Raw genomic sequence first — 24,876 nt, 5'->3', positions numbered from 1 at the left:
ATATGTAAATATGTAAAATAATAGTATTTATTATCAATATCACTTCTACGGAAGTATTTATGAATATACCAAGTAGATTCGGTACGGGACAATCATTGGACAAGCGGCAAAGCCGGGTATATAACAAATTATTCCCGTACCGGATAATAACCGGGATTCAGATGCCTGGAGATAATCTTCTGTTTGCGGGTGGCGATCATATGCAGTGTACCGAATATCATACAGACCACTACAGTACAGGCTGCGGGTATCCCCCAGAAGAGCAGTTCCGCATCATATGGAATATGCAGTTCATCGATCCTCTCCAGAATATCTAGGGCGTAAATCATCATAATGGTAAAGTTGAGCATTAGTATTTCAAACGAAATCCAGAACATGAATATTTTATACTTCAGCTTGTGATAGTCCAGTGCAATATTGTATCTGTACAGCTCCTCCTGTGTCATATCCAGACAGGTCTTATCGCTGATCGGATACCTGCTTTCGTAGTCTTTATGCATCCTGCCTTGCCTCCTTGCATCGCAAAGTTGATCTGTGCTGACCAATGATAATTTATTCGCCTCTCTTCCACTATATAATCCGATTGTTAAGAGGGATTAAAAATACAGCAAAAATACTCCCGTCTGCCTGTCAGATCCCCTTGCGGGACACTGAGAGGCAGATCGGGAGTGCTTTTGATGCTCTTTCAATCGCTTTTTGGATCGTTTTTTTCTGACTATTCGTCGGATGTCATATTCTCTCTTAATTGTATTGACGTATTTATTGTGATTGTTTGGTCAGATGCCTGTCCATACGTCCTTCACATAACGTCCACTTTGCTGCAGCTCACCGAGCCACTGCTCTGCCTGCTCGGCGCTCACCTGATGCACATCGCTGTACATTTCCTGAAGTGCCTTTTCCACATCCGGTGCCATCTTGTTACCGTCACCGCAAATATACAGCTTGGCGCCCTGATCGAGCAGGCCGATCAGCTCTTCCGCATGTTCACACATAATATCCTGCACGTACTGCTTGTGATCCGGCTCCTTGCGGGAAAAGGCGGTGTACAGCTTCACGATGCCTTCATTCGCATAACGTTCCAGTTCATTCCGGTACAGATAATCCTTGTCCGGTGTGTGACAGCCAAAGTACAATCTGGCTTCGCCGAGCGCTGTTCCCTGCTGCTTCATATGATGACGAGCCTGCAGGAATCCGCGGAATGGTGCCACTCCGGTCCCCGGGCCGACCATGATGATTGGCGTCTGCGGATCTTGCGGCAGATCGAACCCCGAACGCGGTGAACGAATGAACATTAGTACCGTATCACCCTTCTTCACTTCCGACAGATAGCTGGTCGCAATCCCGTAGAACTCCCCTTTACCGCTGCGCGCAGGTCCAGCCACCACGCTGACCGTGATGCTGGCACGATCCGGCTGTACTGCCGGCGAGCTGGAGATGGAATAGTACCGCGGCTTCAGCGCAGGCAGCAGTCCGAGGAACTGCTCGAACGACATTTCACAGGACATATAGTCCTCCATGAGATCCAGCAAGGTCACCCGCTTCTGTAAAATCTCCCGGTGATATGTCTCATTGTCCAGCAATGCTTCCAGTTCCTTGCGGTGCGGCGGGCACTGGTTGTTGTCGGCCATCGCCCGGATCTGGGCACGGGTCGCCACATCCTGCAGTTCGACGCTCAGCGTCAGCAGCTCCATGATCGATGCCGGACGATCCAGCGGCAGATAGGCGGCACTGCTGCCTTTGCCGGTAATTCGGATACGCTCGCCGCCATCCATACGGAACCGGCGCAGTACACGCTGTACGAGAGACTGCGGGTTACGCGGGATAATGCCCATATGGTCGCCTTCATGATACGTCTCTCCATGCGGCAGGGCAATATCCAGATGAAGCGTGCTGCGTCCGCTGTCCGGCTGCTGCAGCTCATATGCTTCCAGCACTTCGCATTCCAGCGCGTTATAGCTGCGCACGAGCGGACTGCCGACTGGTGAATTCACGAACTGTACCTGAATGGCATTTTCCTTTTTGAGTTCCTGTTCATTAATATCCACATTGAAAATCTTGAACAGTTCCGGCCACAGTTCACTTCTCCACTCGTCCAGCTGCATCTCAAAGTCACCGCTCGCATCACCTTCGCCGCGGCGGAAGATACGCTCGGCTCCTTTCTGTTCCAGCAGTTCATCGATCAGCTTGGGAATGCGCTGGTACGTACTCGCCCAGTTATGGTCACCACAGCCGAATACGACGTATTTCACACCTTGACAGCTGTGATCGTCGGCATTCTGCAGCCAGCTGACAAATTTCTCCGCATTGCCGGTTGGCTGACCATTGTAGGAGGAAGCCACGATCATCAGCACGCCATCCTGCGGCAGATTGCCTGCATAATCATCGAGCGGTGCAGCTGCAGTCTGGAAGCCGTAGGTTTTCCCACCTTCTTCCAATTCCCGGGCCACCGCTTCGGATGTGCCCAGGTTGGAGCCATAGAGAGCGAGCAGCGGAGTGTCATGCTTTTGCACCGCTTTGGATACTTCGGGTTCGACCTGCTGCTCTGTGGCTTCGGTACCCGGTATGGCTACAGCGACACGGGCGGTACGCGGATGTACCTTCATGCGGAATCCATCCGGCTTCAGCGTCAGCGTCTCACGAATGTGGAGCTGGTAATTCTCGGCATCCTCAAATTCAAAATGCTTCACCAGCATACCGAGCACCAGTGTCGCTTCATACATGGCAAACTGCTGACCGATGCAGGCCCGCATTCCGTGACCGAATGGCTTGTAGGCATGCTCAGGAATCTGCGACTCATCCTCAAACCGCTCCGGTACAAATGCTTCCGCATTATCGCCCCAGACCTCCCGATTCCGATGCAGCGATGGACTGATGATATTGACACTCTGTCCTTTTTGCAGCGGATACTTACCTGCCAGCATCGTATCTTCCTTCGCCATCCGGGAAAAGGCAGGCGCGGTCGGCCACAGTCGCAGCGCTTCTCTCAGAATCATGCGGATATATTTCAGATCACGCACCTGCTTGTAGCCCGGCACCGGATCAGCCAGCACGCGGTCCACTTCCGCACGTGCCTTTTCCAGCTTGTCCGGATTATTGAGCAGGAAATACAGGGCAAAGGACAGCAGTCCACTCGTCGTCTCATGACCGGCGATCAGGAATGTAATCATCTGATAGCGGATATTCTCATCCGGCAGCTTGTCTCCGGTCTCCGGATCGATGCCGCTCAGCATGCGGCTGAGCAGATCATTTTCCCCATGATCCCCGTTTTCCTTGCGCTGCTGGATCAGTCCGTCCGCCACTTCGAACATATAGTCGATATTTTTCTGAAATTCACGCTTTTTGTGCAGAGCCAGCTTGTTCTGGATCTCCAGCCGATGTCCCTGGTTCATCGCTTCATCCAGCGCTTCGACCATACTTTCCACAAATGGATGAGCCTCCTTGCTGTAAAAGCTGTTGAACCGGTAATTGAATGCACATAGTCCGATCGTATCCAGAGTCAGACGGGTCATATCATCCGACACCTCGACGAGTTCGTCACGGTTCAACCGGGACCATTTCTGTACCAGCTGGACAGCGATATCGACCATTTTGTCATGATAATCCTGCATAGCGCGCTGGCTGAAGCTTGGCATCAGCAGACGGTGCGCTTTACCCCAATTGGGTTCATCCGTCCAGCTGGTGAACAATCCGTCTCCGGCAAAAGGACGCACCCGCTGCAGCGGGCTCCATACATTTTTATCAAACTTGGATTCGTCGGACAGCTCCTTGACCAGATTGGGATCGGATGTGTAAATCTCTTCACGGTCCGGGAATCCCAGCCGGATCAGCGGTCCATGTTCGTCGAGCAGCTTCATGACGCTTTCCACCGGATGTTCCGCATCGATCAGCGGCAGGTTGCCTAGAGGGCCAAATGTTTTGGGCTGTGGAATCGTTGACATTATGAATCTCCTCCTGTCTGGATATGCAATAATTATGATACTCATCATAAGGAATGAATATTCATTCCGCTTATAACATGCCATTTGATATGACGAATATGATATATCAAATGCGTGGGCTTTTTCAAATATGGACAGCAATCATATCCCAGCAGCACTGATCGGCCTGCTGGAGCAGCGACTGTTCATCCGCGAGTGGAATCGAGGTCATTTGCTGCTTGCACATGCCAAGAAAGGCGCCGAACACCATCAGAATCAGGGTATCGGAAGGCAGATTCTTGATCATGCCCTGCTGCTGGCCATTATGGATAAACCCATCCAGAAAAGCCATCAGTTCGTGATACACCGCCAGACTCTGCTCATCCAGCAATCTGAAATAATAATGGGTGTCGATAAATTGCAAAGCATTCAAATCGGTCCTGGCAAACTCGGTCAGTCTGCTAATAATATGCCGGAACTGCTTCCGTGAATCAGATACCTGTGGAAAATCCTGCTTAAAGCTCTCATGCAAGCGGAACAGATGGTCCTGAAACAGGGCGTTGACCAGCGCTTCCTTGCTTGCGAAATAGCGGTAAATTGTACCTGCACCCACGTTCGCCCGCACGGCGATCTCAGGTACGGTCGTTCCGTCAAAGCCCCGTTCGGCAAATAGTGCCAGGGACGCTTCGACAATCTGTGTTCTTTTATCCAGCGTTTTGTTCATGTATTCACCTCTTGGAATCGATTCTGGTCTTCATGATCTGTCTTTAGTTTCAGAATATGTGGTAAGTACGAATGAAATGCACATGCCAGGATTCGTATGAACTACCATGTTAAAAGTCCGGCTTTTTTTCATATAACCTTCTATAGAGGCACCTAAACGTCATATCCAGAATAGAATGGATAAAACAGGAAATGATTTCGGTCATAACAAAAAAGCATCCCTGTGCGAGTCATTATCGAACCTTGCGGTTCGTAAATACTCGTCATCAGGGATGCCTGGAGTGGGGATGACCATCATCAGTTAGCGGCTGGGCTAGATGAATGGTCATGGCTTAATCGATTTGAAATCCTTTTTCTTTTTCGGCGCGGAGCTTCTCGGGTGTCACGTCATTCCCCATCGCATCCACTACAGTCAGCTGGGAAAAGGTGCTGAGTACCTGACCGCGGATCTCGCGCAGATATTCCTGACGCAGTACACGCTGCTCTTCTCTCTCCACATCGGTCAGACCATGTTCACGCTGTTTTTGGGCCAATTCATTAATACGCTGTAAGCTCTGGATCATCATATACCTCCGTCTTCATTGCTGCTTTTTGCAGGCAATGGGTGTAATTGTTCCTGCCCATTTGGTACTGGGAAAAGGAAGTTTTTTATCTTAAATTATATATCTCATATTTAAGATATTTTTAGTATAACACATATTCTTTTAAATGCAACAGTTGGCATTACAGAGTCTATGCACAGTAGTTAACCGATCTATTTAACGCGTCGCCCTGCTTTTCGGTCTGAGCAAATGCCAGCTCGCTATAAGTATAAATACTGACTGGATAGTGATAACAACCCAGGACAGCATCGTTGGCAGCTGATAGTCTTCGCCCATATACATTACACCTACACTAAACATCAGCAGCAGCACTCCGGTTAAAAGCAGCTTCTGATCGGTCTGCAGTTTTCTTCTTACACCGACTGGCTGTTCCTGCTCATTGGCATTCTCTTTTCTTTTATAAAAGACCAGGTGAACGGCAAATATGCCAATCGTCAGCCCTATCCACAGGTAGTCCATATTGCCGGTACTGCCGTACAAACGGAAATTAATCACTACAATACAAAAACCAAGCGCATAATCTATCCATTTCCCCATAACGTTTCCTTTCCTGTGACAAAAAATACGGTCCTTTGGCTTCGATCATTGTTAATCAGGCGAACAATGTATGATGCATTTACGTTTTTTGCGCAGTACTATGCTATGCTTTACATTGTCTCCTCTTTCTATAGAGTATAAAATCTTGCTGGCAAATACCAGAGATCCGATATTTTTTGTTTTTCATGTAACAGTTGATTATTAAATCGTTATATCTTTATATTACGATATTACGATATTACGATTTCACAATTGCTATTCAGATTACTATTCAAGTGTAATTCACTAACGATCCAGTAAATATACAAACTCATAATCTGCTCTGAATAAAACCCAGGAGGTATATGTTATGGATTCGGCTTTTAACATACAGGATTGGAAAAAATACGATGAACCCGCTGAAGTGCTCAAAGCACTCTCTCATCCAGTACGTCTCTGCATTGTGCGCGGACTGCTGCGCAAAAAGAAATGTAATGTCTCCTATATGCAGCAATGCCTCGATCTGCCCCAGTCCACGGTATCCCAGCATCTGCAAAAGCTGCGCAGTGCAGGCATCGTCACTACAGAACGCAGCGGACTTGAAGTCAATTATATTATTGCAGATCCACGTGTCGAACAGCTGATTACCATCTTTTTCGGAGAGGAAGAATAATATGTCCACAGTAATCAAACCCAGGAAAGTACTTATTGTCGGCGGAGTGGCAAGCGGAACTTCTGCCGCCGCCCGGCTGCGCCGGCTCGATGAACACGCGGAGATTATTATGCTGGAAAAAGGTCCTTATATCTCCTTTGCCAACTGCGGCCTGCCTTATTACATCGGCGGCTCCATTACAGACCGGGAACGGCTGCTCATAAGCTGTTTATCTAACTCTTGTCTCCCCAATTGAGTTGCTGAGAACGATCGCTGTATTTTCAACAAAAAACGTGGAGTTCCACCTTTCTGGTAAAAGGCAGAACTCCACGTTTTTATTTTAATTATAGACTGGAGTGAAAAGGGTGTTCGGAAAAGCAGCTTGCTGGACTAACCTCATGCCGTGGCTTTATTTCGCGACCCGCCTGGCAGTCACATAACGCTTAGCGTAGTAGGATTGTGACAGACTGCTGATGGTTACGCCGGTACTGCTGGCTGCATGGATAATTTTGTTATGACCAATATAAATGGCAACATGGGAGATTCCTCTGCCCGTGGTATTAAAGAAGACAAGATCGCCTACAGACAGGTTTCCTTTGGCGACAGGCTTGCCGACCCGGGCCTGCTGTCTGGCTGTACGCGGCAGAGTCTTATTCAATTTCTTATATACATAGCGGGTAAATCCGGAACAATCAAATCCACGTGTACTTGTTCCTCCAAGTACATACGGAGTTCCGATTACCTTGCTGGCTTCTGATGTGATTTCACTTTTGAATGATGGCGAACTTGCAGACGCGCCGGCTGGATTTGCTGTGCAAATAATGGAGGCAGCCAGCAGAGACAATATCATTTTCTTCAAACAAATACTTCTCCCTTCGGTGCTTGCGGAGTTGCTTCAACCTCTGTCCAGGGGTAATCTGAGCTCTCTATCTATGTAATACAAATTCCCTTTATTGTAAGGACCCGCGATGCAAAAATAAATTATTTAAACGTACAGATGACATTAGAATCAGTTATTAATTTTTTGTAACCTTTAACACCATAAATCATTTACCTACCTTTTGTCAAATCCCGTCGCAATTTGCTCCCCTTATGAAGAATGATTCCTTTTTGATTCCGATGGCAGGGCAAATGTATGTTTTGTCCGGGTCCATAGACACTGCATTTTATTTCACTATGCTCGTATACAGCGTCTAACCTCCTCTTGCTGTTATAGAGTTATCTTCAACAAAAAAAGCCCCATCCTAAGGATCGGGCTTGCTGTTCATTCTTTGGTCCTAGCATTTTATTTTCTACCGGTTATTTGCGTACTCGCACCTGTTCCTGAATTGCATAACGGATAATATGATTGCGATGCTGTTCTTTGATATCGCTGTACTGAAGAGCCACCTTATAACGGCCGGCTTCCAGTTCGTTCATATATACAAGTTCCGCTTTGAAAGGCAGGGAGATTTCATTCTCCCCCTTGTACAGATATATTGTGCCGGAATACTTCTCATATTCTACAGGATTGCGGGTATAAAAGGATAATCCGCCGCCGCTGATATCATGTGTGTAAATCTCCAGCCGCCGCTCCGACTCTTCCTCCACTGTCAGTTCGCAGCGCACGGAGGAACCGATGCGCAAATAGTCACGGTTTTGGATTTTGATAATATCGGCTGGATCCGGAGCGTGAAGTCTGATCTTCAGCGGTTCTCCATCCATGCGTTCCATCCGTGTCTGGAACTGGTACTTGAGCTTGTCGTGACCGACAAAAAAGACGAATACATCCCGTTGAATCATCTCGCTCAGTACCAACTGCTCCTTGCGGGTAATATCACCGAGTACAATCACCTGTTCATCGACCGTCTCTACCCGTCCTACCATCATATTGCCTTCATTGTCCTGTACATCCAGGTATTGATTGATAAAAACATAATTCGTGATCTTCATCATCTTTTCTCCTTGTGTCCGATTGACCAGCTGCCGATGCTGTCATGCGAGCAGCTGTGTTATATGGTGAGGCCGATGTCATTATGACATTATTAAGTTAGTGATTGAAATGAACTTGCTGGCTAATCTGGTTCATACTGTCCTATTCATTAGGAAATTCAGGTATTTAGTTACCCATTTAACAACATAATAACACAATAGTCCTATAAATAGAACAAATTTTGTCGAAAAAACAGTCAATATATACCATATATTACTCTAAAAGTAGTCTGTACTATTTATTGATTCCATTTCCCTTCTCGCCGATTCACTATTGATGGAAGTATGCAAAAAGAAACCGCAGCACCTGAAGTGCATACGGTTTCTTCCTTTTATTCCATCAAATCTGTTTGCTATTTTTCCGTTGCTTTACCTAAGCCAGCCTGCTGCTGACTGCCGGGATATTCTCACCCGGCTGCTCGGAACGCAGTACGCGAGTGGCATTCAGCACAGCCAGCAGAGTTACCCCAACATCCGAAAAGACCGCTTCCCACATGGTAGCAATACCAAACGTTCCCAAAATAAGAAATACCACTTTGACACCAAGCGCAAACATAATGTTCTGCCATACAATACGGCGGGTACGTTTGGCAATCCGAACAGCGGTCGCCAGCTTGGAAGGTTCGTCGGTCATGATGACGATATCGGCGGCTTCAATCGCCGCATCTGAACCGAGTCCACCCATGGCTACTCCGATATCCGCGCGGGCCAGTACCGGTGTATCATTGATTCCATCCCCTACGAAGATCGTCTTCTCGCGCCCGCTCCGCTGCTGCTCCAGCTTCTCGATCTCTTCAACCTTGTGCTGCGGCAGCAGTTCGGCATGTACTTCGTCAATTCCGAGCTGTCTGCCGACCGCCTCGCCAACAGCTCGGCTATCCCCGGTCAGCATCACTATACGGCGAATGCCTTGCTGTCTGAGCTGCTGAATCGCTTCAGCCGCATCTGATTTAATTTCATCCGAGATCAGGATACAGCCGGCATATCGTCCATTATGGGCGAGGTGGATGACCGTCCCCGGTGCATCAGGTTCGCTATAAGTAACCCGCTCCCGCTGCATCAGTCTGACATTGCCTGCCAGCACCTGCTGACCATCCAGTTCGGCCGCTATCCCATGACCGGCAATCTCCTCATAGCTGCCCAGACGGCTCTGCTCCAGCTCTCCCCGATAAGCGTCACGGATCGATTCGGCAATCGGATGATTGGAATGCATTTCGGCATAGGCAGCCAGCTCAAGCAGCTGGTCTTCGGAATATTCCGCTGCGGGATGAATACCGGTCACGGCAAATGTTCCGCGTGTCAGTGTGCCGGTTTTGTCAAAGACGACATAGCGCACATCATTCAGCGCTTCCAGATAGTTGCTGCCCTTAATCAGGATACCGGCTCTCGACGCAGCCCCGATTCCTCCGAAAAATCCGAGTGGAATCGAGACAACCAGTGCGCACGGACAGGAGATAACGAGGAAGATCAGCGCCCGGTATACCCAGTCCGAGAATTCCGCACCATTGATCAGCAGCGGTGGAATCACCGCCAGCAGGGCTGCGATAATAACGACAGCCGGGGTGTAATAACGGGCAAACCGGGTGATGAATTTCTCGGTAGGTGCCTTTTTACTGCTGGCATTTTCGACGAGTTCGAGAATTTTGGCTACCGAGGAATCGGTGAAGACTCGAGTGACTTCTACAGTCAATACTCCATTTTTGTTAATGCAGCCGCCCATTATTTCCTTGCCCGGAGCGACTTCACGCGGCAGCGATTCGCCGGTGAGTGCCGAGGTGTCGAGCATGGAAGAACCTTCGATCACGATACCATCCAGTGGTACCTTCTCCCCCGGCTTGATAACGATACGATCTCCGATTCGGACCGATTCGGGAGATACCTGTCTCACTCCATTGGCGGTCTGTACATTGGCATAATCCGGACGGATATCCATCAGTGCAGTAATCGATCGGCGTGACCGGTCGACTGCCATACTCTGGAACATCTCACCCACCTGGTAAAAGAGCATGACCGCTACGCCTTCCGGATACTGCTGTACCGCAAAAGCACCGATCGTCGCTACCGACATGAGGAAATATTCATCAAATACCTGTCCCCGCAGTATATTGCGGATCGCCTGCCAGACGATGTCCGCCCCGGCAATCAGGTAAGCGGCAAGAAATACCGTAAACTCTGCCCAGCCCGGCAGCGGTATGAGAAGACCGGCGGCAGTCAGTCCTGCACCGGCCACCAGACGGGCAATCATAATCTGACGTCCGGACATACCGCTCCGGGGCTCTGCTTCGTTATGTGCTGCAGCCTGCTGTACGGCATCCAGCTGAGATATGGATGCCGGCTGTTTCAGTCTTACTTTGACCTGGGGTTCGATCCGGTTCACCGTACGAGTCGCTTCATCGACGACAGCCTCTTCTCGCCCATCTGCCGTCTCCAGCATCAACGTCTTATTGACAAAATTGACGGAACAGGCAGACACGCCCTGAATCTTCTGCACGCTATTCTCAATCTTCATTGCACAGTTCGCACAGTGCAGACCATCGAGGATCAGTTCACGTCTAACAACTCTATCTTGAGTATGCTCCAAGGATATTCTCCCCTTTCACCAAGCAATACATGAATAACTGTTCATATGTTATATTCATTATAATTCCTGCTTGGCGTAAAGTCAAAACCTTGGATTCAGCCTTACCACCATAGAAACGGGAACAATAAAAAGCCCCAAAATCCGCTTATCCGATATACCGGACAGGTGGATTTTGGGGCTTGCTGGTTGTGACTTGCTGATTGTGGTTTATTGCCATCAATCAGAATAGCGGATCAAGCATACACAGCTCTTTCCTGCTCAGGTTTTTCCGCCTTTCCACGAGTCCTTTAGAGACACAATCCGGTTGAATACGAGGCGCTCAGCAGTACTGTATTTACTGTCGACAGCAAAATAGCCGTGCCGGATAAACTGAAAGCGATCACCTATGGCCGCTTCACTGAGTGACGGTTCGGCGATACTGCCCGTTAGCCGGATCAAGGAATCCGGATTGATACGCTCCTGCCAATCAGCGTTCTCTGCCGGAATTGTATCCGGTTCGCGCAACAGACGGTCATAGAGATGCACTTCTACCTCCACCCCGTGGGCTGCGGACACCCAGTGCAGTGTTGCTTTGACCTTACGGGCATTGAAGCCGCTGCCGCTTCGTGTAGCCGGATCGTACGTACAGTGCAGCTCCGTAATCTCTCCAGAAGACTCGTCCCATACCACATGCTCGCAGCGGATAAAGTAAGCGCCTTTGAGCCTTATTTCTACACCCGGCGACAGACGGTGGAATCCACGTATCGGCTCTTCCATGAAATCTTCCCGCTCGATCCACAGTTCTCTCGTAAATGGCAGCTCACGTGTACCCATGTCTTCATTCTCCGCGTTATTCTCCACGGTCAGCCACTCGGTCTTGTCTGCCGGATAGTTGGTAATGATGACCTTGACCGGGTCCAGTATGACCATCGCGCTGCGTGTGTGCGGCTTCAGATCCTGCCGGATACTATGCTCCAGCATGGCAATATCCACCGTACTGCTCGTCCGGATCATCCCAATCTCCCGGAAAAAAGATCGAATGCTCTCCGGAGTAAATCCGCGTCTGCGCAGTCCTTGCAGTGTCGGCAGGCGCGGATCATCCCAGCCATCCACATAACCACCTTCTACCAGCTCACGCAAATATCGCTTGCTCGTTACAGCTCCCGTAATATTGAGCCGTCCGAATTCCCTTTGCTTGGGCGGTTCGTTAATGTCCAGCTCATCCAGTACCCATTCATACAGCGGCCGGTGCTCCTTGAACTCAATGGAGCAGAGCGAATGGGTGATGCCTTCCAGCGCATCCTGGATCGGATGGGCAAAATCATACATCGGGTAGATGCACCATGCCTCGCCTGTCCGGTAATGCGGCGCGTGGATAATCCGGTACAGCACCGGATCACGCAGTGTCATATTGGGAGAAGCCATATCGATCTTCGTCCGCAGCACTCTGCTTCCCGCTGCATCCTTGCCTGCCCGCATACCTGCCAGCAGCGCCAGATTCTCGTCCACCGAGCGGTCGCGATAAGGGCTGTTTATTCCCGGTTCGGTCAGTGTGCCGCGATACCGGGCCATCTCATCCGGCGGCAGATCGCATACGTAGGCTTTGCCTTTACGAATAAGCCGGATTGCTGCCTCATAATAATGCTCCCCATAATCAGAACCAAAATGGACTTCCGGATCATAGCCCAGCCACTTGATATCGTCGATAATCGAATGCACGTATTCCATACTTTCCTTGAGCGGATTGGTATCATCCATCCGCAGTTTGAACAGACCTCCATATTGCCGCGCCAACTCTGCATTGGTAATAATGGCAAAAGCGCTGCCGATATGCAGATAGCCGTTTGGCTCCGGCGGAAAGCGGGTCGCAATCGGACGGCTGTAGGATGCTGCGCGAATATCTTCTTCGATGACTTTATGAATGAAATGGGTATTATTTTCATTTACGGTACTCATGGGGTGGCCTCCCTTGTTATTTGCCGGCGGCATGGCTTCTGGCCCTGCTTGCATGTTTCCAGGCCATGCCCTTACCGGATGTATAGTTAAGTTAGTTTGGGACAGCTGTTTGCACTGATTAATTGGCACAGACAGCTGCGAATTCCTTTACAAATACAACAAAAAACACAACAAAAAAATCCCACCTCCAAGACGTATGGTCTTGGGGACGAGATTATAATCGCGGTGCCACCCCAGTTTACGGATATATCGCTATATCCGCCTTATCAGGTACGCCGCTGTCCGGTGATGATGGCTGATGCACAGACGGTTATACCCTAGCTCTGTAACAGGAGCTCCTGTCGTACCATACCCGGATCGACCAGTCCGATACGCTGCTCGGAGGCTTGTTTCAAATAAGGCTTTTTGGCTCCTTTTCAGCTGCCGGAGCTCTCTGTACAAAAAGTAACTTATCCTACTCTTCTCGTCATCGCATTTGATATTGGAACTATATTATCACTCGGTACTATGTTTTACAATACCTTCCATCGTGTGAAGGCATTATGGTTTGTTCTGCGATGCTCGCTTTTTTGCACGGAAGCGTCTTACTTTCATAAGATTCCCACATAGTTTGTCATCGCAATATTTTTTGGTACGGCTGCGTGTATCGTCATAGAATATCCAGCGGCAGTCAGGATTATCGCAAATGCGGATCCGGCTGCCTTCGCCTTCCCTCAGTGTATGCACAAAATGGGCTGCCACTTCAGCAGCTACACTCTGCCAGTCATCGCCCAGCTGCCGGTAATGAATAACCGGACGGCCTGCTTCCATGACGAGATGACGCTGCACTGCAGCGGCTTCCAGTATATGGTTCAGCGTCTGTATCTGCTGAGATGTCAGTTGATTGCCTTCTGACTGATGAACAGCGATCTGCTGCAGATCAGCTCGAAAATCGATTAAATACTGAAGTTGTTCTGCAGAAGCCGGTACAGGCGCCCGAAGATGATGCTTATCCAGGAAAGACTGCTGCCACTCTGCCAGCGGCAGCCGATCCATATCCCGCTTGCCTTCTTTCCAGTCATGCCAGTCACTATTCAGAAAATCACTCCATAATATATTCATCCCATCACCTTTATCTTCATAATCGTCGATCACTATTGTAACTACCAAATATAAAATTGGATGGTTACAAGCACCGCTTTATGTTTAACTATAATTGTAACCATTTAACCATATGGTAGCCAGTTACATTTATTGTTCAGAAAGTTAATAACCCATGGACATGTGGATTTCCTAGTATAGACCCTGCTATGGGATGGGACAGAGAAAATATTTGTTATCTGATGAAAAACTCTGAGATCACAGCATAGCCAACCCTGTTTATTCGACTAATCCTGTACCGCAATCCATCAACGGTCTGCATGTACCCACAAGGAGGAACAAAAATGACTGTAAGCGCCGCCGAGTTACTGCTGCTTCAAAAGGATCAAAGCTGGAAAGATGAGAACTGGATCGTACCGTTATCTGTAGCGTTGGAGGGATTAACAGCTGCCCAGGCAGTATGGCGTCCGCAGGGGAATAATCTGACGATCTGGCAGTACGTCAACCATATCGCTTATTATAACCGGTTAGTGCTGAACAAGCTTCAGAATCAGAACCCGGGTCCACAAGCTGCTACCAATCTGGAGACTTTTGGTGAACCTGGAGACCCTGGGCAGGAGCAGCAGTGGAATGACCTGGTCGCCGAAGTCACCCGAATCTCCGATGCATTAAGGGAACAAATCGCCTTCTATACAGATGATGATTTGGCCGCACTCTACTCTTCCGAAGATGTACAGATCGGTGAACAGCTGGCCAGCTGGATGCTTCATGACAGCTATCATGCCGGTCAGATTGTCCTGCTGCGCAAACTGCAGGGCTGCTGGGAAATCAGATTCCAATAGAACAGGATCATTACAAAGCAAATCCCGGTGCGCCTTTTCATGAGCACACCGGGATTTACTTTGCATAGGTATTCTATTCGAAGATGTAGGACAGCCAATTACATGCCGGTCAGGGAAAAGCTTTTGATACGGTTACCAATCTCATCACGCACACGCTGGAATACGCCCCATTTCTGCGCATCATTGCCTTCGGCCTTAGCAGGATCATCAAATCCCCAGTGTTCGCGGCGTACATGAGAAGGTGTAGCCGGACATTTATCATCTGCATCACTGCACAGGGTAACGACCATATCGGCATGATTGAGCAGTTCCATGTCAATGATATCGGATGTCTGCTGTGAAATGTCGATACCTACCTCGTTCATCGCTTTGACCGCATTGGGATTGAGTCCATGGGCTTCGATGCCGGCACTATACACATTCCAGTTCTCTCCAAGATACTTTTTGGCCCAGCCTTCAGCCATCTGACTGCGGCATGAATTGCCTGTACACAGGAAATAAATCGTTTTTTTGTCCATTATATTCCGCTCCTTTGAAATGTTTATAGTTTGAAGTGTCATTAACTGAAATCTACATTTCTTACAAGATTAACAGCAGCCACAGATAAAGCCCCAAAAGCGTCAGAAACAAAGTGGGAATTGTCAGAATAATTCCGATTTTAAAATAAGATCCCCAGGAAATACGGATTCCTTTGCCATTCAGCACATGCAGCCAGAGCAGCGTCGCAAGTGAACCGATTGGTGTGATTTTGGGACCCAGATCCGATCCGATGACATTGGCATAGATCAGTCCTTCCTTGATCACACCCGTAGCTGTCGTACCCTGGATCGCCAGTGCATCAATCAGTACGGTCGGCAGATTGTTCATGACCGAGGATAGCAGAGCAGCCAGGAAGCCCATGCCCATCGTCGCTGCGAACAGACCGTGATCTGCCGCTACCTGAATCACATCTGCAAGTACATTCGTCAGCCCAGCGTTACGCAGTCCATAGACGACTACATACATACCGATGGAGAAAAATACGATGGCCCATGGTGCACCTTTTACCACTTCGCGTGTCGGTACCGCATCACTACGATTTGCCATAATCAGGAAAAATATCGCGATCACACCTGCTACCAAAGAGACTGGAATACTAAAGAATTCACTGACAAAGTAACCAACTAGCAGCAGCCCGAGCACCCACCAGGATAACCGAAACATGCGAATATCCTTGATCGCATCCACCGGCGGCTTAAGATTGCGCTCATCAAAGGAACTCGGAATACTTTTACGAAAAAACAGATACAGCACCAGAATGCTCGCTCCAAGCGCAAAGAGATTTGGTACAATCATCCGCCCGGCATATTCCATAAAGGTAATATGGAAATAGTCCGCTGAGACAATGTTAACCAGATTGCTAACGACGAGCGGCAGCGAGGTCGTATCGGCGATAAATCCACTCGCCATAATAAACGGGAAAATATGTTTCTCGCTCAGCTTCAGTGCTCGTACCATCGCCAGTACAATCGGTGTCAGAATAAGCGCAGCACCGTCATTGGCGAACAATGCCGATACAACCGCACCGAGCAGAGACACATAGATAAACATGCGCAGCCCGTTTCCGTGAGAGATACGTGCCATATGTAGAGCTGCCCATTCGAAAAATCCAATCTTGTCCAGTATGAGCGATATCAGGATAATAGCGACAAAAGCAAGCGTCGCATTCCATACAATCTGCGTGACATCCCAGACATCCTGCAGATTGACCACTCCAGCCAGCAGTGCCAGTGCAGCCCCTCCGCATGCCGACCAGCCAATCGAAAGATTCTTCGGCTGCCAGATGACAAAAGTCAGAGTAACCACAAAAATAACAACAGCAAGTATTACAGTAAGCAAGGCAACTTCCTCCAGATTATCAGCATCACAATATTCGTACTGTTCAACAGAAAAACTGCCTGTTGAATCAATCATTTCCTACCTGTATCCATCATTCCCCGGGGGTATCGACCATCCCCTTAACAAGATCTTTTAGCAGCAGCGATCTTTATCCGTACCGCAGCTGCCTGTTTCCGTTTTGTTTAACATGCGCAGAATCTCTTCACTGGCAGGAAGATTGTCCAGGACGGCCTGAATATGCGGCTTATCCGCAACATTCAGCGAGTAATAGACCCACTGTCCCCGGCGTTCTTCCTTAACGATTTTGTGGGACTTCAGTTTGCGCATATGCTGGCTGATCCCTGGCTGTGAAATATGAAACAGGTCTACAAAATCACATACACACCATTCCCGATCCCGAAGCAAAGCAAGCATAATCAATCTGGTCCGGTCTCCCAGCAGCTTGATCTGTTCCGCCAGCTCTGTCATCTGATCCAGCTTGTTAAAGTGAAGCTCTGTGTCCAACCTGATCCCTCCTGTTATGGACTGCCGACAGACAGGCTATCCATATTTGTATATAGTCTATAATGCCATAGCATGAACCAGCACTAATAATTAATATATAACGATATGCTTATATAGTAATAGATAAAAAAGCCCTCGTCAATCTTTTACAGGTAAGCCGTATATCCTTTTTTATTTCCACTATTCGTAATCGCAACGATTTTTGCTATAATGATAACATATGATCTACGAGGAAGGTGAAAGAACGTGAAGCAGGAAGCCATTATAGAAGACTGCAGCCATTGCAACGACGCTACGGAAGCTTCACAGCAGGCACTTGCTCGTATGAAGCAGGAACTGATCAGTAACGATACGGCTTTGTCGATGGCCGAGATTTTCAAAGCATTGGGCGATCCGACACGTGTCCGGTTGATCTATGCCATTCTTGAAAAAGAGCTCTGTGTCCATGATATCTGTGAAGTACTCGATATGACCCAGTCTGCGGTGTCCCATCAATTACGCTATTTGCGCAATATGCGTATCGTCAAACCGCGCAAAGTAGGCAAAACGGTATTTTATTCGCTGGATGATCATCATGTAGAAGAGATTTTCAAGCAGACCCACCAGCATTTGATTCATAAATAATCGCTGCATATATTTGATAATTCAGATAAAAGGAAGCCTCCATCTCGGAAGCTTCCTTTTTTACATTAAATTGATCTTCGGGTTCCAGCAAAAGCGTGATGGTATAGCCCAGCTAATGTTTGTTGCCCTGGCAGTTCATATCCGGTGTATCCAGCTGAATGGTAATATGTCCGATACCATACTGCTTCTGGATCAGCTCACGCGCTGACCTCATAATCTCGCTGCCATTCGCGGCATTATCAATAATCAGATGACAGCTCAGCAGCGGCAGATCCGATGACAGCGACCACACATGCATATCATGTACGCCCTGCACATGCGGAATACCGGCTAATTCACGGGTAATCTCTTCAGTACGGATATTTACCGGTGTGCCTTCCATCAGAATATGTACCGAGTCCCGGGTGACCCGGTACGCGCTGATCAGCACGAGTACAGCTACGATAATGCTGGCAATCGGATCTGCCAGTGTCCAGCCAAAAAACATAATCAGCAGCGCCGCTGCAATCGCACCCACCGAGCCGAGCAGATCCCCCATTACATGCAAAAAAGCACTACGAACATTCAAATTCTCGGAAGTGTCGCCTTTCATCAGGATATAAGCAGCCAGTATATTAACGATCAATCCGATAATGGCAATCGTCAGCATACCGGAGCTCATGATGCTCTGCGGCTCGCTGAACCGCTGGAACGCTTCCCAGAAAATATAGAGCGAGATGACGACCAGCGTAATCCCGTTCAAAAAGGCGGCCAGCACTTCAAAGCGCTTATATCCGTAGGTTTTGGTCCCACTCGTCTGGCGCTGTCCCCATACCATGGCGACAAAGCTCAGTCCCAGCGCAGCAGCATCGCTGAACATATGCCCCGCATCTGAAAGCAGCGCGAGACTGTTGGTCATCAGTCCACCGACCACTTCCACGATCATGAAGGCGGCAATCAAGAAAAAAGCCAGTCCAAGCGCCTTTTTGTTTGTATTATGGGCATGAGAATGACCATGTCCATGCTGGTGGGAATGACCTTCGTGCTTATGAGCCGGTTCTTCATGATGCAAATGCCCGGCATGATCATGCATCAATTCATCATGTGGATGAACGTGATCCCCATGAGTATATGCTGATTCATGAGCATGATCCACTATACCGGAGGAGTGATCGCGCTGTTGGCTTTTATCTTTATCAGATAGAAGATCCTTACGGCTTGTAAAGTTCATCGTTATCCGCTCCTTTGCCATGTATTAACCTATTTTTAACTTTAAATAACATATGAGCAATTGTTCATGTGTTGATTATAGTACACGAATTCCGGTCTGGCAAGCTGTATAGGAAGAACAGGAAACAGACATTTCTTTCTGCTTGCTGCCCTTCTCTCTATTGCCGCTTATTATCCTTTTCATATCTGGCTGGTGATCTAATGATGTGTATTCTCCGGATTGGGGTAATCAAACATAGCAGCATCCTATCTACCCTGCTATGACCAATGAGACGAGGAGCGTGACTGTTACATATGATTGATTTCTTTACCGGCCTGACACCAGTAATGCAGGCGCTGGTGGCTACCCTATTCACCTGGGGGATGACCGCCGTTGGAGCGGCCTTGGTCTTTACTTCCAAAAATCCGAATCAGAAAGTATATGATGGGATGCTGGGTTTTGCTGGCGGAGTCATGATTGCCGCCAGCTTCTGGTCCCTGATCGCTCCTGCACTGGAAATGGCGTCGGAAGACAGTTCCTTGCCACCCTGGATTCCGGCTGCCGTCGGATTTATGCTGGGCGGACTGTTTCTGTGGGGAGCGGACAAAGTCATTCCGCACATTCACCCTTCCTCCAGCAGCAACCAGGCGGAAGGCATGGGTACCAAAAACAAACGCCGCAGTACGCTGCTCGTATTCGCCATTACACTGCATAACATCCCCGAAGGCCTGGCGGTCGGCGTCGCTTTTGGCGCTGTAGCCAATGGCACTTCCACCGAATCACTTGCCGGTGCGGTGGCGCTGGCGATTGGTATCGGTATCCAGAACTTCCCGGAAGGGCTCGCCGTATCCATGCCGCTGCGCGGTGAAGGCATGAGCCGCCGCAAAGCCTTTTTCTATGGACAATTATCCGGGATGGTCGAACCGATCGCCGCTGTACTCGGTGTACTGGCCGTGACGCTGATCGATCCGCTGCTGCCGTATGCACTCTGCTTTGCTGCAGGTGCGATGATCTTTGTAGTTGCGGAAGAAGTCATTCCGGGCTCGCAGGAAAAAGGCAACAAGGACTTTGCCTCGATGTGTCTGATGATCGGATTCACCGTGATGATGATTCTGGATGTGGCGCTGGGCTAAATTTGGCGCTTCGACTCGGCATCCATTACAACCCTGACTCGAAAAAAAGCTATAATTTAATTACTGCGGTGCCATATAAGAATCGCACTGTAAGCTTTATTGACCTTTCATCTTCTACCAGCATAAGCAAAATAAAAGCTAAGCTCTATTATACGTTAGAGCTTAGCTTTTATTTGGATAAAATGTATTCTGTATGTGTTATGTTCCTAATCATAGCAGCACCAGAATCAAGAAAGATCTGTTCTGTGTTTTACAGCATTATTACTGGAAAACGATCCATACGACCAGCGGAGCGATAAAGGAAGCGACAATCGCGCTGATCGTCATAGCTATCGAACTCATCGAAGATGCCTGCTCTCCGATCTCCATCGCTTTGGCGGTACCGAGCGCATGGGAAGAGCTGCCCAGCGCAATCCGCTGCCGATCACATGATGGATGCGGAACAGTCGCAGCAGATAGACGCCGCATACCGCTCCGGTGAATCCGGCGATCATGACAAATACTGAAGTCAGCGAAGAATCCGCACCGAGATGATTCACAATCTGGATCGCTACCGGCGTAGTGACCGATTTGGGCACAATCGATAAAATGAACGGCTTGCTAAAACCGAATGCCAATGCCAGCAGCATACCACTGAGCATGCCTGCAAATACGCCTGCCAACGATCCACCGACAATGGGAAGCCAGTTCTTCAGCAGTTGATGGCGCTGCTTGTACAGTGGGTAAGCCAGTGCGACTACTGCCGGGCCGAGCAGCTTGTTGATCCACTGCCCGCCCTCCATATAGGTACTGTACGGAATATTCAGATTTAGCAGAATAATGACGATGATCGCTGTCCCCGTCAGGGCAGGCATCAGAATCGGCAGCTTGAATTTCTTGTAGATGATTGCCATCACTGCATAGATCAGCACGGTTAGCAGTACAATAACTGCACTCAGGATTCCACTCATATCCGTGTCTCCTTTTCCCGATATTGAACCGCATTTCTACTGGCAGCTGCCTGTCTCGGTTCATCCTTGCCTATCGGCTGCTCGGTTTTCCGCGCTCCAGGCCCGCCTGCCAGCCACTGGCTCACATGACCGGCTACGGCAATCGTGAGTATCGTGCTGATAATGACTACAACGACCAGCAGCAAGCCTTTACCGGCAAACAGATCAAGATGATTCATTACCCCTACCGTCGCCGGGATAAAAAACAGCGGGAGATAAAATAATATGATCGTACTGCCGCTCTCGATCCAGGAGACTGGGATCACCCGGCATAACAGCATTATAAACAGCAGCAGCAAGCCGATAATACTGCCGGGGATCGGCAGACTCAGCCATTCCTGCAGATAACTGCCAGCCAGATAGATCACATACAGCAGCATGATCTGGACAATAATTTTAACGAATTTCATGACTCATTTCCCTTCACTCTCATATTCTCTCTATACCAGTATGGTATCTATCTACATATAGCTTACCAGAAAACTGCCCATTATCGAACAATAGGTACGTCGATTTTTTCAAAGAAAAGCCATCCCGCTGTGTAGGGGATGGCTCGAATTCAAGAACAGATAAGGGTAATTTAATAATTTCCTCTGTATCTGTATCTGTATCTGTATCTGTATAAACGGTACTCCTATCCAGCAGCTTGTTGATAACAGGTGAATATTAGCTCATTTCAGACACCGGCAGAGTTCGCATTGGATGACGGTTTTTGTGCTTTAGCTTTGTTTTTGGAAGACTTGCCTTTGCCTTTTCGCTGCTTGTGGGCAGCTGGTGCTGTCCGCTGCGCTTCATGATCCAATACAGCGGATGCCGCGTCCAGCGCTGCTGCCGGTACGGCAACATCTGCGACGGCTGCTGCAGGCTGAGCCGGATACATCCGCTGGAACAGCAGCGTCTGCAGAATCAGGAACGATCCGCTGACCATCCAGTAGAGCGGCATCGCTGCCGGTGCACTGAAGGAGAAGAATGCCATCATCAGTGGTGAAATATAACCCATCACTGCGAACTGCTTGCGCTGCTCAGGGGTCATATGGACCTGCGAAATTTTGGCCTGGATCAGATACAGCACCGCCACGACGATCGCCATGATCCAGTCGGGATGTCCCAGCTTGAACCAGAGAAAGGAATGCGTGGACAGCTCTGGCGTCAGCCGAATGGCTGTGTACATCCCGGACAGAATTGGCAGCTGGATCAGAATCGGCAGACAGCCTATATTCAGCGGATTGAAACTGTGCTTTTTGTAGATCTCCATCATTTCCTGCTGCTGCTTTTGTCTGGAAGCAGCGTCGTTTTTGTTCTCGTACTTTTGCTTGAGCTGGTCCAGCTCCGGCTGCATAACACTCATTTTTTGCTTCATAACCTGCTGTAATTTGGCCTGTCTCATCATAAGCGGCATCACAGCAAGCCGTACGATCAGGGTCAGCACGATAATCGCCAGACCGTAGCTGCCGCCAAACCATGATGCGATATGCTGTATGCTGTAGGACAGCGGAAATACGACATAATGATTAAAAAATCCCGGTGTATCCGAATGAATCTCCGTAGCGCCGCCCGTGCCGCAGCCGGACAGCAGTACCACCATCATCAGTGCAATGATCAGGCCGTATAAGCGGCCTCTTTTCCCCGTAAATGTGAATCCTTTGAACGTTTCCATGTTGTTCCTCCTCGTTGATGGTTCATACCTGGGATCAACGAGGCTATGCAATCGGAACTGTCATCGTCAGGTGCTTCTTTCCTGCGGATCATGCGCGACAGGCGCAGTGGTGCAGGATGGCTCGTGATGGACAGAATCAATGGATAAAAGTAATACTGACGAGATCTGCCGCCAAACATCCAAAATTCGGTAATGCCGCAGTACAGATGAGCAATATAGGCATAACTCACCGTTAGAATAAGCCCGATCGATAGCAGATACGGGAGCAAATCATGGAACTCGGCCAAAGTCTTCACCTCCTTATGTCATAATATATCTATTATACGTTATCAAAAGCAATTTCATAAGACAAAAATCGACAACAGGATCGTCAAAATGGTGAACATCCACAAAAACTTGAAAACGTTTTTTCGATGATATACAATGTGGGTGTACAACAAAACACAGGATTGTTACTGGTGAAGCAGGCAAAACCTAAATTGGCAACGAAACCGGCATCGGATGATGCTGCTTTTGTTCCGGTTTAGGTTTTTTTTATTGCCTTTGGCTCGTAATTATGATTTCGAGCATTGCCTGTCTCCCGGTTCCCACTACTTCCCAACAGAAAGAGGTTATATCTATGTCCAGTGTAATCAAAGGTTTCCCGGAGAACTTCCTGTGGGGCGGCGCCACGGCTGCCAACCAGCTGGAAGGTGCTTATAACGAAGGCGGCAAAGGATTGTCCAGCGCGGACATGATCGCCTATATTCCCAAGGACCAGCGCAGCGCCGACATTTCCCATGCGATGGAGATCAGCTCTAAGCGGATCGAGCAGATTCTGAGCGGCGAGTTCGAAGCCCGTTTCCCAAAGCGTGACGGCATTGATTTCTATCACCGCTACAAGGAAGATATCGCTCTCTTCGCGGAGCTTGGATTCAAGGTGTTCCGTATGTCCATCCACTGGTCCCGAATTTTCCCAAATGGCTATGATGAGCAGCCGAACGAGGAAGGGCTGCAATTTTATGACAATGTATTCGATGAGCTGCTCAAGTATGGCATCCAGCCGCTTGTGACCCTTTCCCACTACGAGACTCCACTCGGTCTGACACAGAAATATAACGGTTGGGTAAGCCGCGAAGTGGTTGATCATTTCACACGCTATGCAGAGACCGTATTCAAGCGCTACAAGGACAAAGTCAAATACTGGCTCACCTTTAACGAAATTAACGTCATCACAATCAGCGCATTTACCGGCGGCGGCGTAGTCGTGGATCGTCTGGACAACAAGCTGCAGGGCATGTACCAGGCGCTGCACCATCAGTTCGTCGCCAGCTCCATCGCCACCAAGTTGTGCCATGAGATCATTCCGGATGCCCAGATCGGCTGCATGCTGGCCCGTATGGAGACGTATCCGAACAGCTGCAATCCTGAAGATATTCGCAAAGCACAGCTCGCCAACCAGATGAACCTGTTCTTCACCGATGTACATGCGCGTGGTGAATATCCGAAATTCATGGAACGTTATTTTGCGGAGAATAACATCGCCTTGCACAAAGAAGCAGGCGATGACGAGCTGCTCAAGCAGTATACCGTTGACTATATCTCCTTTAGCTATTATATGAGCATAACGGTGGCAGCGGGCGATGAAGCCGATCAGACCGCCGGCAATCTGATGATGGGCGTCAAAAACCCATATCTGGAGGCATCCGATTGGGGCTGGCAGATTGATCCGGTTGGCCTGCGTGTCACCCTGAACAGCTTTTATGATCGCTACCAGAAACCTCTGTTTATTGTGGAAAATGGCCTCGGTGCATATGACAAAGTCGAAGCGGATGGCTCCATTCACGACAGCTACCGTATCGAATACCTGCGCAAGCATATCGAACAGATGAAGGAAGCGGTCAAGGATGGCGTCGATCTGATGGGCTATACCGCCTGGGGACCGATTGACCTGGTGAGCATGTCCACCTCCGAGATGTCCAAGCGCTACGGCTTTATTTATGTCGATCAGGATGACGATGGCAACGGCACACTCGCCCGCTCGAGAAAAGATTCCTTTGCATGGTACAAACAGGTTATTGCCAGCAATGGTGAGCAGCTGTAA

Annotated in this window: 21 protein-coding genes, 3 pseudogenes and 1 other annotated feature; of the genes and pseudogenes, 6 read left to right on the top strand and 18 right to left on the bottom strand. The window is 48.9% G+C overall.

Features of this window, described 5'->3' with window-relative positions; all coding sequences use genetic code 11:
* Nucleotides 1-128: 128 nt before the first annotated feature.
* From M1D61_RS10430 to M1D61_RS10410, 5 genes are all read right to left on the bottom strand, one after another.
* Nucleotides 129-500 (bottom strand): hypothetical protein, encoded by a 372-nt coding sequence (locus tag M1D61_RS10430; protein ID WP_458122271.1) that lies wholly within the window; start codon nt 498-500, stop codon nt 129-131.
* 276 nt (nt 501-776) lie between these two features.
* Nucleotides 777-3,938, bottom strand: coding sequence for a bifunctional cytochrome P450/NADPH--P450 reductase (locus M1D61_RS10425; RefSeq protein ID WP_458122270.1), 3,162 nt, complete (start codon nt 3,936-3,938; stop codon nt 777-779).
* A 124-nt stretch (nt 3,939-4,062) separates the two neighbouring features.
* The gene (locus tag M1D61_RS10420) at nt 4,063-4,641 is read right to left on the bottom strand and encodes a TetR/AcrR family transcriptional regulator (protein WP_458122269.1); all 579 of its coding nucleotides are present in this window, start codon (nt 4,639-4,641) and stop codon (nt 4,063-4,065) included.
* 331 nt (nt 4,642-4,972) lie between these two features.
* Nucleotides 4,973-5,203 (bottom strand): DUF896 domain-containing protein, encoded by a 231-nt coding sequence (locus tag M1D61_RS10415; RefSeq protein ID WP_046214049.1) that lies wholly within the window; start codon nt 5,201-5,203, stop codon nt 4,973-4,975.
* 195 nt (nt 5,204-5,398) lie between these two features.
* Nucleotides 5,399-5,779, bottom strand: coding sequence for a hypothetical protein (locus M1D61_RS10410; RefSeq protein WP_458122268.1), 381 nt, complete (start codon nt 5,777-5,779; stop codon nt 5,399-5,401).
* A gap of 349 nt (nt 5,780-6,128) precedes the next feature.
* On the opposite strand from M1D61_RS10410, the gene M1D61_RS10405 reads away from it, so the two are divergent.
* Entirely contained in the window at nt 6,129-6,431 is a 303-nt protein-coding gene (locus M1D61_RS10405; protein WP_458122267.1) for an ArsR/SmtB family transcription factor, read from the top strand.
* Nucleotide 6,432: 1 nt separating this feature from the next.
* Nucleotides 6,433-6,633, top strand: a pseudogene (locus M1D61_RS10400) (CoA-disulfide reductase); the annotation flags it as partial.
* Between the two features lie 186 nt (nt 6,634-6,819).
* On the opposite strand, the gene M1D61_RS10395 reads toward M1D61_RS10400, so the two are convergent.
* The 5 genes from M1D61_RS10395 to M1D61_RS10375 all read right to left on the bottom strand — a co-directional run bounded on the left by M1D61_RS10395 (nt 6,820) and on the right by M1D61_RS10375 (nt 13,998).
* Nucleotides 6,820-7,269, bottom strand: coding sequence for a C40 family peptidase (locus tag M1D61_RS10395; protein WP_458122266.1), 450 nt, complete (start codon nt 7,267-7,269; stop codon nt 6,820-6,822).
* A gap of 440 nt (nt 7,270-7,709) precedes the next feature.
* Nucleotides 7,710-8,345 carry a flagellar brake protein gene (locus M1D61_RS10390; protein WP_458122265.1) on the bottom strand — a complete coding sequence of 212 codons (636 nt, stop codon included), beginning with the start codon at nt 8,343-8,345 and terminating at the stop codon, nt 7,710-7,712.
* 409 nt (nt 8,346-8,754) lie between these two features.
* On the bottom strand, nt 8,755-10,962 hold the full coding sequence (locus tag M1D61_RS10385) for a heavy metal translocating P-type ATPase (RefSeq protein WP_458122264.1): 2,208 nt from the start codon (nt 10,960-10,962) through the stop codon (nt 8,755-8,757).
* Between the two features lie 258 nt (nt 10,963-11,220).
* Nucleotides 11,221-12,897: a glutamine--tRNA ligase/YqeY domain fusion protein gene (locus M1D61_RS10380; RefSeq protein WP_458122263.1), complete on the bottom strand. Its 1,677-nt coding sequence runs from the start codon at nt 12,895-12,897 to the stop codon at nt 11,221-11,223.
* A gap of 201 nt (nt 12,898-13,098) precedes the next feature.
* Nucleotides 13,099-13,376 (bottom strand) — a binding site (T-box leader).
* Nucleotides 13,377-13,437: 61 nt separating this feature from the next.
* Complete coding sequence (locus tag M1D61_RS10375; protein ID WP_458122262.1) at nt 13,438-13,998, bottom strand: CGNR zinc finger domain-containing protein; 561 nt, start codon at nt 13,996-13,998, stop codon at nt 13,438-13,440.
* A 323-nt stretch (nt 13,999-14,321) separates the two neighbouring features.
* Between M1D61_RS10375 and M1D61_RS10370 the strand changes: the two genes are divergently transcribed.
* Nucleotides 14,322-14,819 (top strand): DinB family protein, encoded by a 498-nt coding sequence (locus M1D61_RS10370; protein WP_458122261.1) that lies wholly within the window; start codon nt 14,322-14,324, stop codon nt 14,817-14,819.
* 98 nt (nt 14,820-14,917) lie between these two features.
* Here the strand turns inward: M1D61_RS10370 and arsC are convergent, their stop codons facing one another.
* The 3 genes from arsC to M1D61_RS10355 all read right to left on the bottom strand — a co-directional run bounded on the left by arsC (nt 14,918) and on the right by M1D61_RS10355 (nt 17,165).
* Nucleotides 14,918-15,337, bottom strand: a complete 420-nt coding sequence (gene arsC, locus M1D61_RS10365) for an arsenate reductase (thioredoxin) (RefSeq protein ID WP_458122260.1) — start codon at nt 15,335-15,337, stop codon at nt 14,918-14,920.
* A gap of 61 nt (nt 15,338-15,398) precedes the next feature.
* On the bottom strand, nt 15,399-16,697 hold the full coding sequence (locus M1D61_RS10360) for an arsenic transporter (protein WP_458122259.1): 1,299 nt from the start codon (nt 16,695-16,697) through the stop codon (nt 15,399-15,401).
* A 132-nt stretch (nt 16,698-16,829) separates the two neighbouring features.
* On the bottom strand, nt 16,830-17,165 hold the full coding sequence (locus tag M1D61_RS10355) for an ArsR/SmtB family transcription factor (protein ID WP_458122474.1): 336 nt from the start codon (nt 17,163-17,165) through the stop codon (nt 16,830-16,832).
* Nucleotides 17,166-17,447: 282 nt separating this feature from the next.
* Between M1D61_RS10355 and M1D61_RS10350 the strand changes: the two genes are divergently transcribed.
* A complete protein-coding gene (locus tag M1D61_RS10350; RefSeq protein ID WP_458122258.1) occupies nt 17,448-17,825 on the top strand; it encodes an ArsR/SmtB family transcription factor in 378 nt (125 codons plus the stop codon).
* A gap of 112 nt (nt 17,826-17,937) precedes the next feature.
* Here the strand turns inward: M1D61_RS10350 and M1D61_RS10345 are convergent, their stop codons facing one another.
* Nucleotides 17,938-18,897, bottom strand: coding sequence for a cation diffusion facilitator family transporter (locus M1D61_RS10345; RefSeq protein ID WP_458122473.1), 960 nt, complete (start codon nt 18,895-18,897; stop codon nt 17,938-17,940).
* Between the two features lie 431 nt (nt 18,898-19,328).
* Here M1D61_RS10345 and M1D61_RS10340 point away from each other — a divergent pair, with 431 nt between their 5' ends.
* Nucleotides 19,329-20,147, top strand: a complete 819-nt coding sequence (locus M1D61_RS10340; protein ID WP_458122257.1) for a ZIP family metal transporter — start codon at nt 19,329-19,331, stop codon at nt 20,145-20,147.
* Between the two features lie 261 nt (nt 20,148-20,408).
* On the opposite strand, the pseudogene M1D61_RS10335 reads toward M1D61_RS10340, so the two are convergent.
* The 4 genes and pseudogenes from M1D61_RS10335 to M1D61_RS10320 all read right to left on the bottom strand — a co-directional run bounded on the left by M1D61_RS10335 (nt 20,409) and on the right by M1D61_RS10320 (nt 23,080).
* Nucleotides 20,409-21,097: pseudogene (locus M1D61_RS10335) on the bottom strand (LrgB family protein).
* Entirely contained in the window at nt 21,094-21,546 is a 453-nt protein-coding gene (locus M1D61_RS10330; RefSeq protein ID WP_458122256.1) for a CidA/LrgA family protein, read from the bottom strand. Before M1D61_RS10330 ends, M1D61_RS10335 begins: the two are co-directional and overlap by 4 nt.
* A 437-nt stretch (nt 21,547-21,983) precedes the next feature.
* Nucleotides 21,984-22,793 (bottom strand): annotated as a pseudogene (gene yidC, locus M1D61_RS10325) (membrane protein insertase YidC); the annotation flags it as partial.
* On the bottom strand, nt 22,736-23,080 hold the full coding sequence (locus M1D61_RS10320; RefSeq protein WP_458122255.1) for a hypothetical protein: 345 nt from the start codon (nt 23,078-23,080) through the stop codon (nt 22,736-22,738). The gene M1D61_RS10320 and the pseudogene yidC, both read right to left, overlap by 58 nt.
* 332 nt (nt 23,081-23,412) lie before the next feature.
* Between M1D61_RS10320 and M1D61_RS10315 the strand changes: the two genes are divergently transcribed.
* Nucleotides 23,413-24,876, top strand: a complete 1,464-nt coding sequence (locus M1D61_RS10315; protein ID WP_458122254.1) for a glycoside hydrolase family 1 protein — start codon at nt 23,413-23,415, stop codon at nt 24,874-24,876.

It is taken from the genome of Paenibacillus sp. Z6-24, from assembly GCF_054161335.1.
Note: the sequence above shows the minus strand (reverse complement) of the source record. Positions and strands in the feature narration are given on the sequence as shown.

Excerpts from the sequence above, each read along its gene's own strand:
- arsC (WP_458122260.1), bottom strand. The coding sequence starts at position 15,337 with ATGGACAAAAAAACGATTTATTTCCTGTGTACAGGCAATTCATGCCGC.
- M1D61_RS10375 (WP_458122262.1), bottom strand. The coding sequence starts at position 13,998 with ATGAATATATTATGGAGTGATTTTCTGAATAGTGACTGGCATGACTGG.
- M1D61_RS10390 (WP_458122265.1), bottom strand. The coding sequence starts at position 8,345 with ATGATGAAGATCACGAATTATGTTTTTATCAATCAATACCTGGATGTA.
- M1D61_RS10425 (WP_458122270.1), bottom strand. The coding sequence starts at position 3,938 with ATGTCAACGATTCCACAGCCCAAAACATTTGGCCCTCTAGGCAACCTG.
- M1D61_RS10380 (WP_458122263.1), bottom strand. The coding sequence starts at position 12,897 with ATGAGTACCGTAAATGAAAATAATACCCATTTCATTCATAAAGTCATC.
- M1D61_RS10330 (WP_458122256.1), bottom strand. The coding sequence starts at position 21,546 with ATGAAATTCGTTAAAATTATTGTCCAGATCATGCTGCTGTATGTGATC.
- M1D61_RS10420 (WP_458122269.1), bottom strand. The coding sequence starts at position 4,641 with ATGAACAAAACGCTGGATAAAAGAACACAGATTGTCGAAGCGTCCCTG.
- M1D61_RS10415 (WP_046214049.1), bottom strand. The coding sequence starts at position 5,203 with ATGATCCAGAGCTTACAGCGTATTAATGAATTGGCCCAAAAACAGCGT.
- M1D61_RS10370 (WP_458122261.1), top strand. The coding sequence starts at position 14,322 with ATGACTGTAAGCGCCGCCGAGTTACTGCTGCTTCAAAAGGATCAAAGC.
- M1D61_RS10405 (WP_458122267.1), top strand. The coding sequence starts at position 6,129 with ATGGATTCGGCTTTTAACATACAGGATTGGAAAAAATACGATGAACCC.
- M1D61_RS10340 (WP_458122257.1), top strand. The coding sequence starts at position 19,329 with ATGATTGATTTCTTTACCGGCCTGACACCAGTAATGCAGGCGCTGGTG.
- M1D61_RS10355 (WP_458122474.1), bottom strand. The coding sequence starts at position 17,165 with ATGACAGAGCTGGCGGAACAGATCAAGCTGCTGGGAGACCGGACCAGA.
- M1D61_RS10410 (WP_458122268.1), bottom strand. The coding sequence starts at position 5,779 with ATGGGGAAATGGATAGATTATGCGCTTGGTTTTTGTATTGTAGTGATT.
- M1D61_RS10345 (WP_458122473.1), bottom strand. The coding sequence starts at position 18,897 with ATGCATGATCATGCCGGGCATTTGCATCATGAAGAACCGGCTCATAAG.
- M1D61_RS10315 (WP_458122254.1), top strand. The coding sequence starts at position 23,413 with ATGTCCAGTGTAATCAAAGGTTTCCCGGAGAACTTCCTGTGGGGCGGC.
- M1D61_RS10430 (WP_458122271.1), bottom strand. The coding sequence starts at position 500 with ATGCATAAAGACTACGAAAGCAGGTATCCGATCAGCGATAAGACCTGT.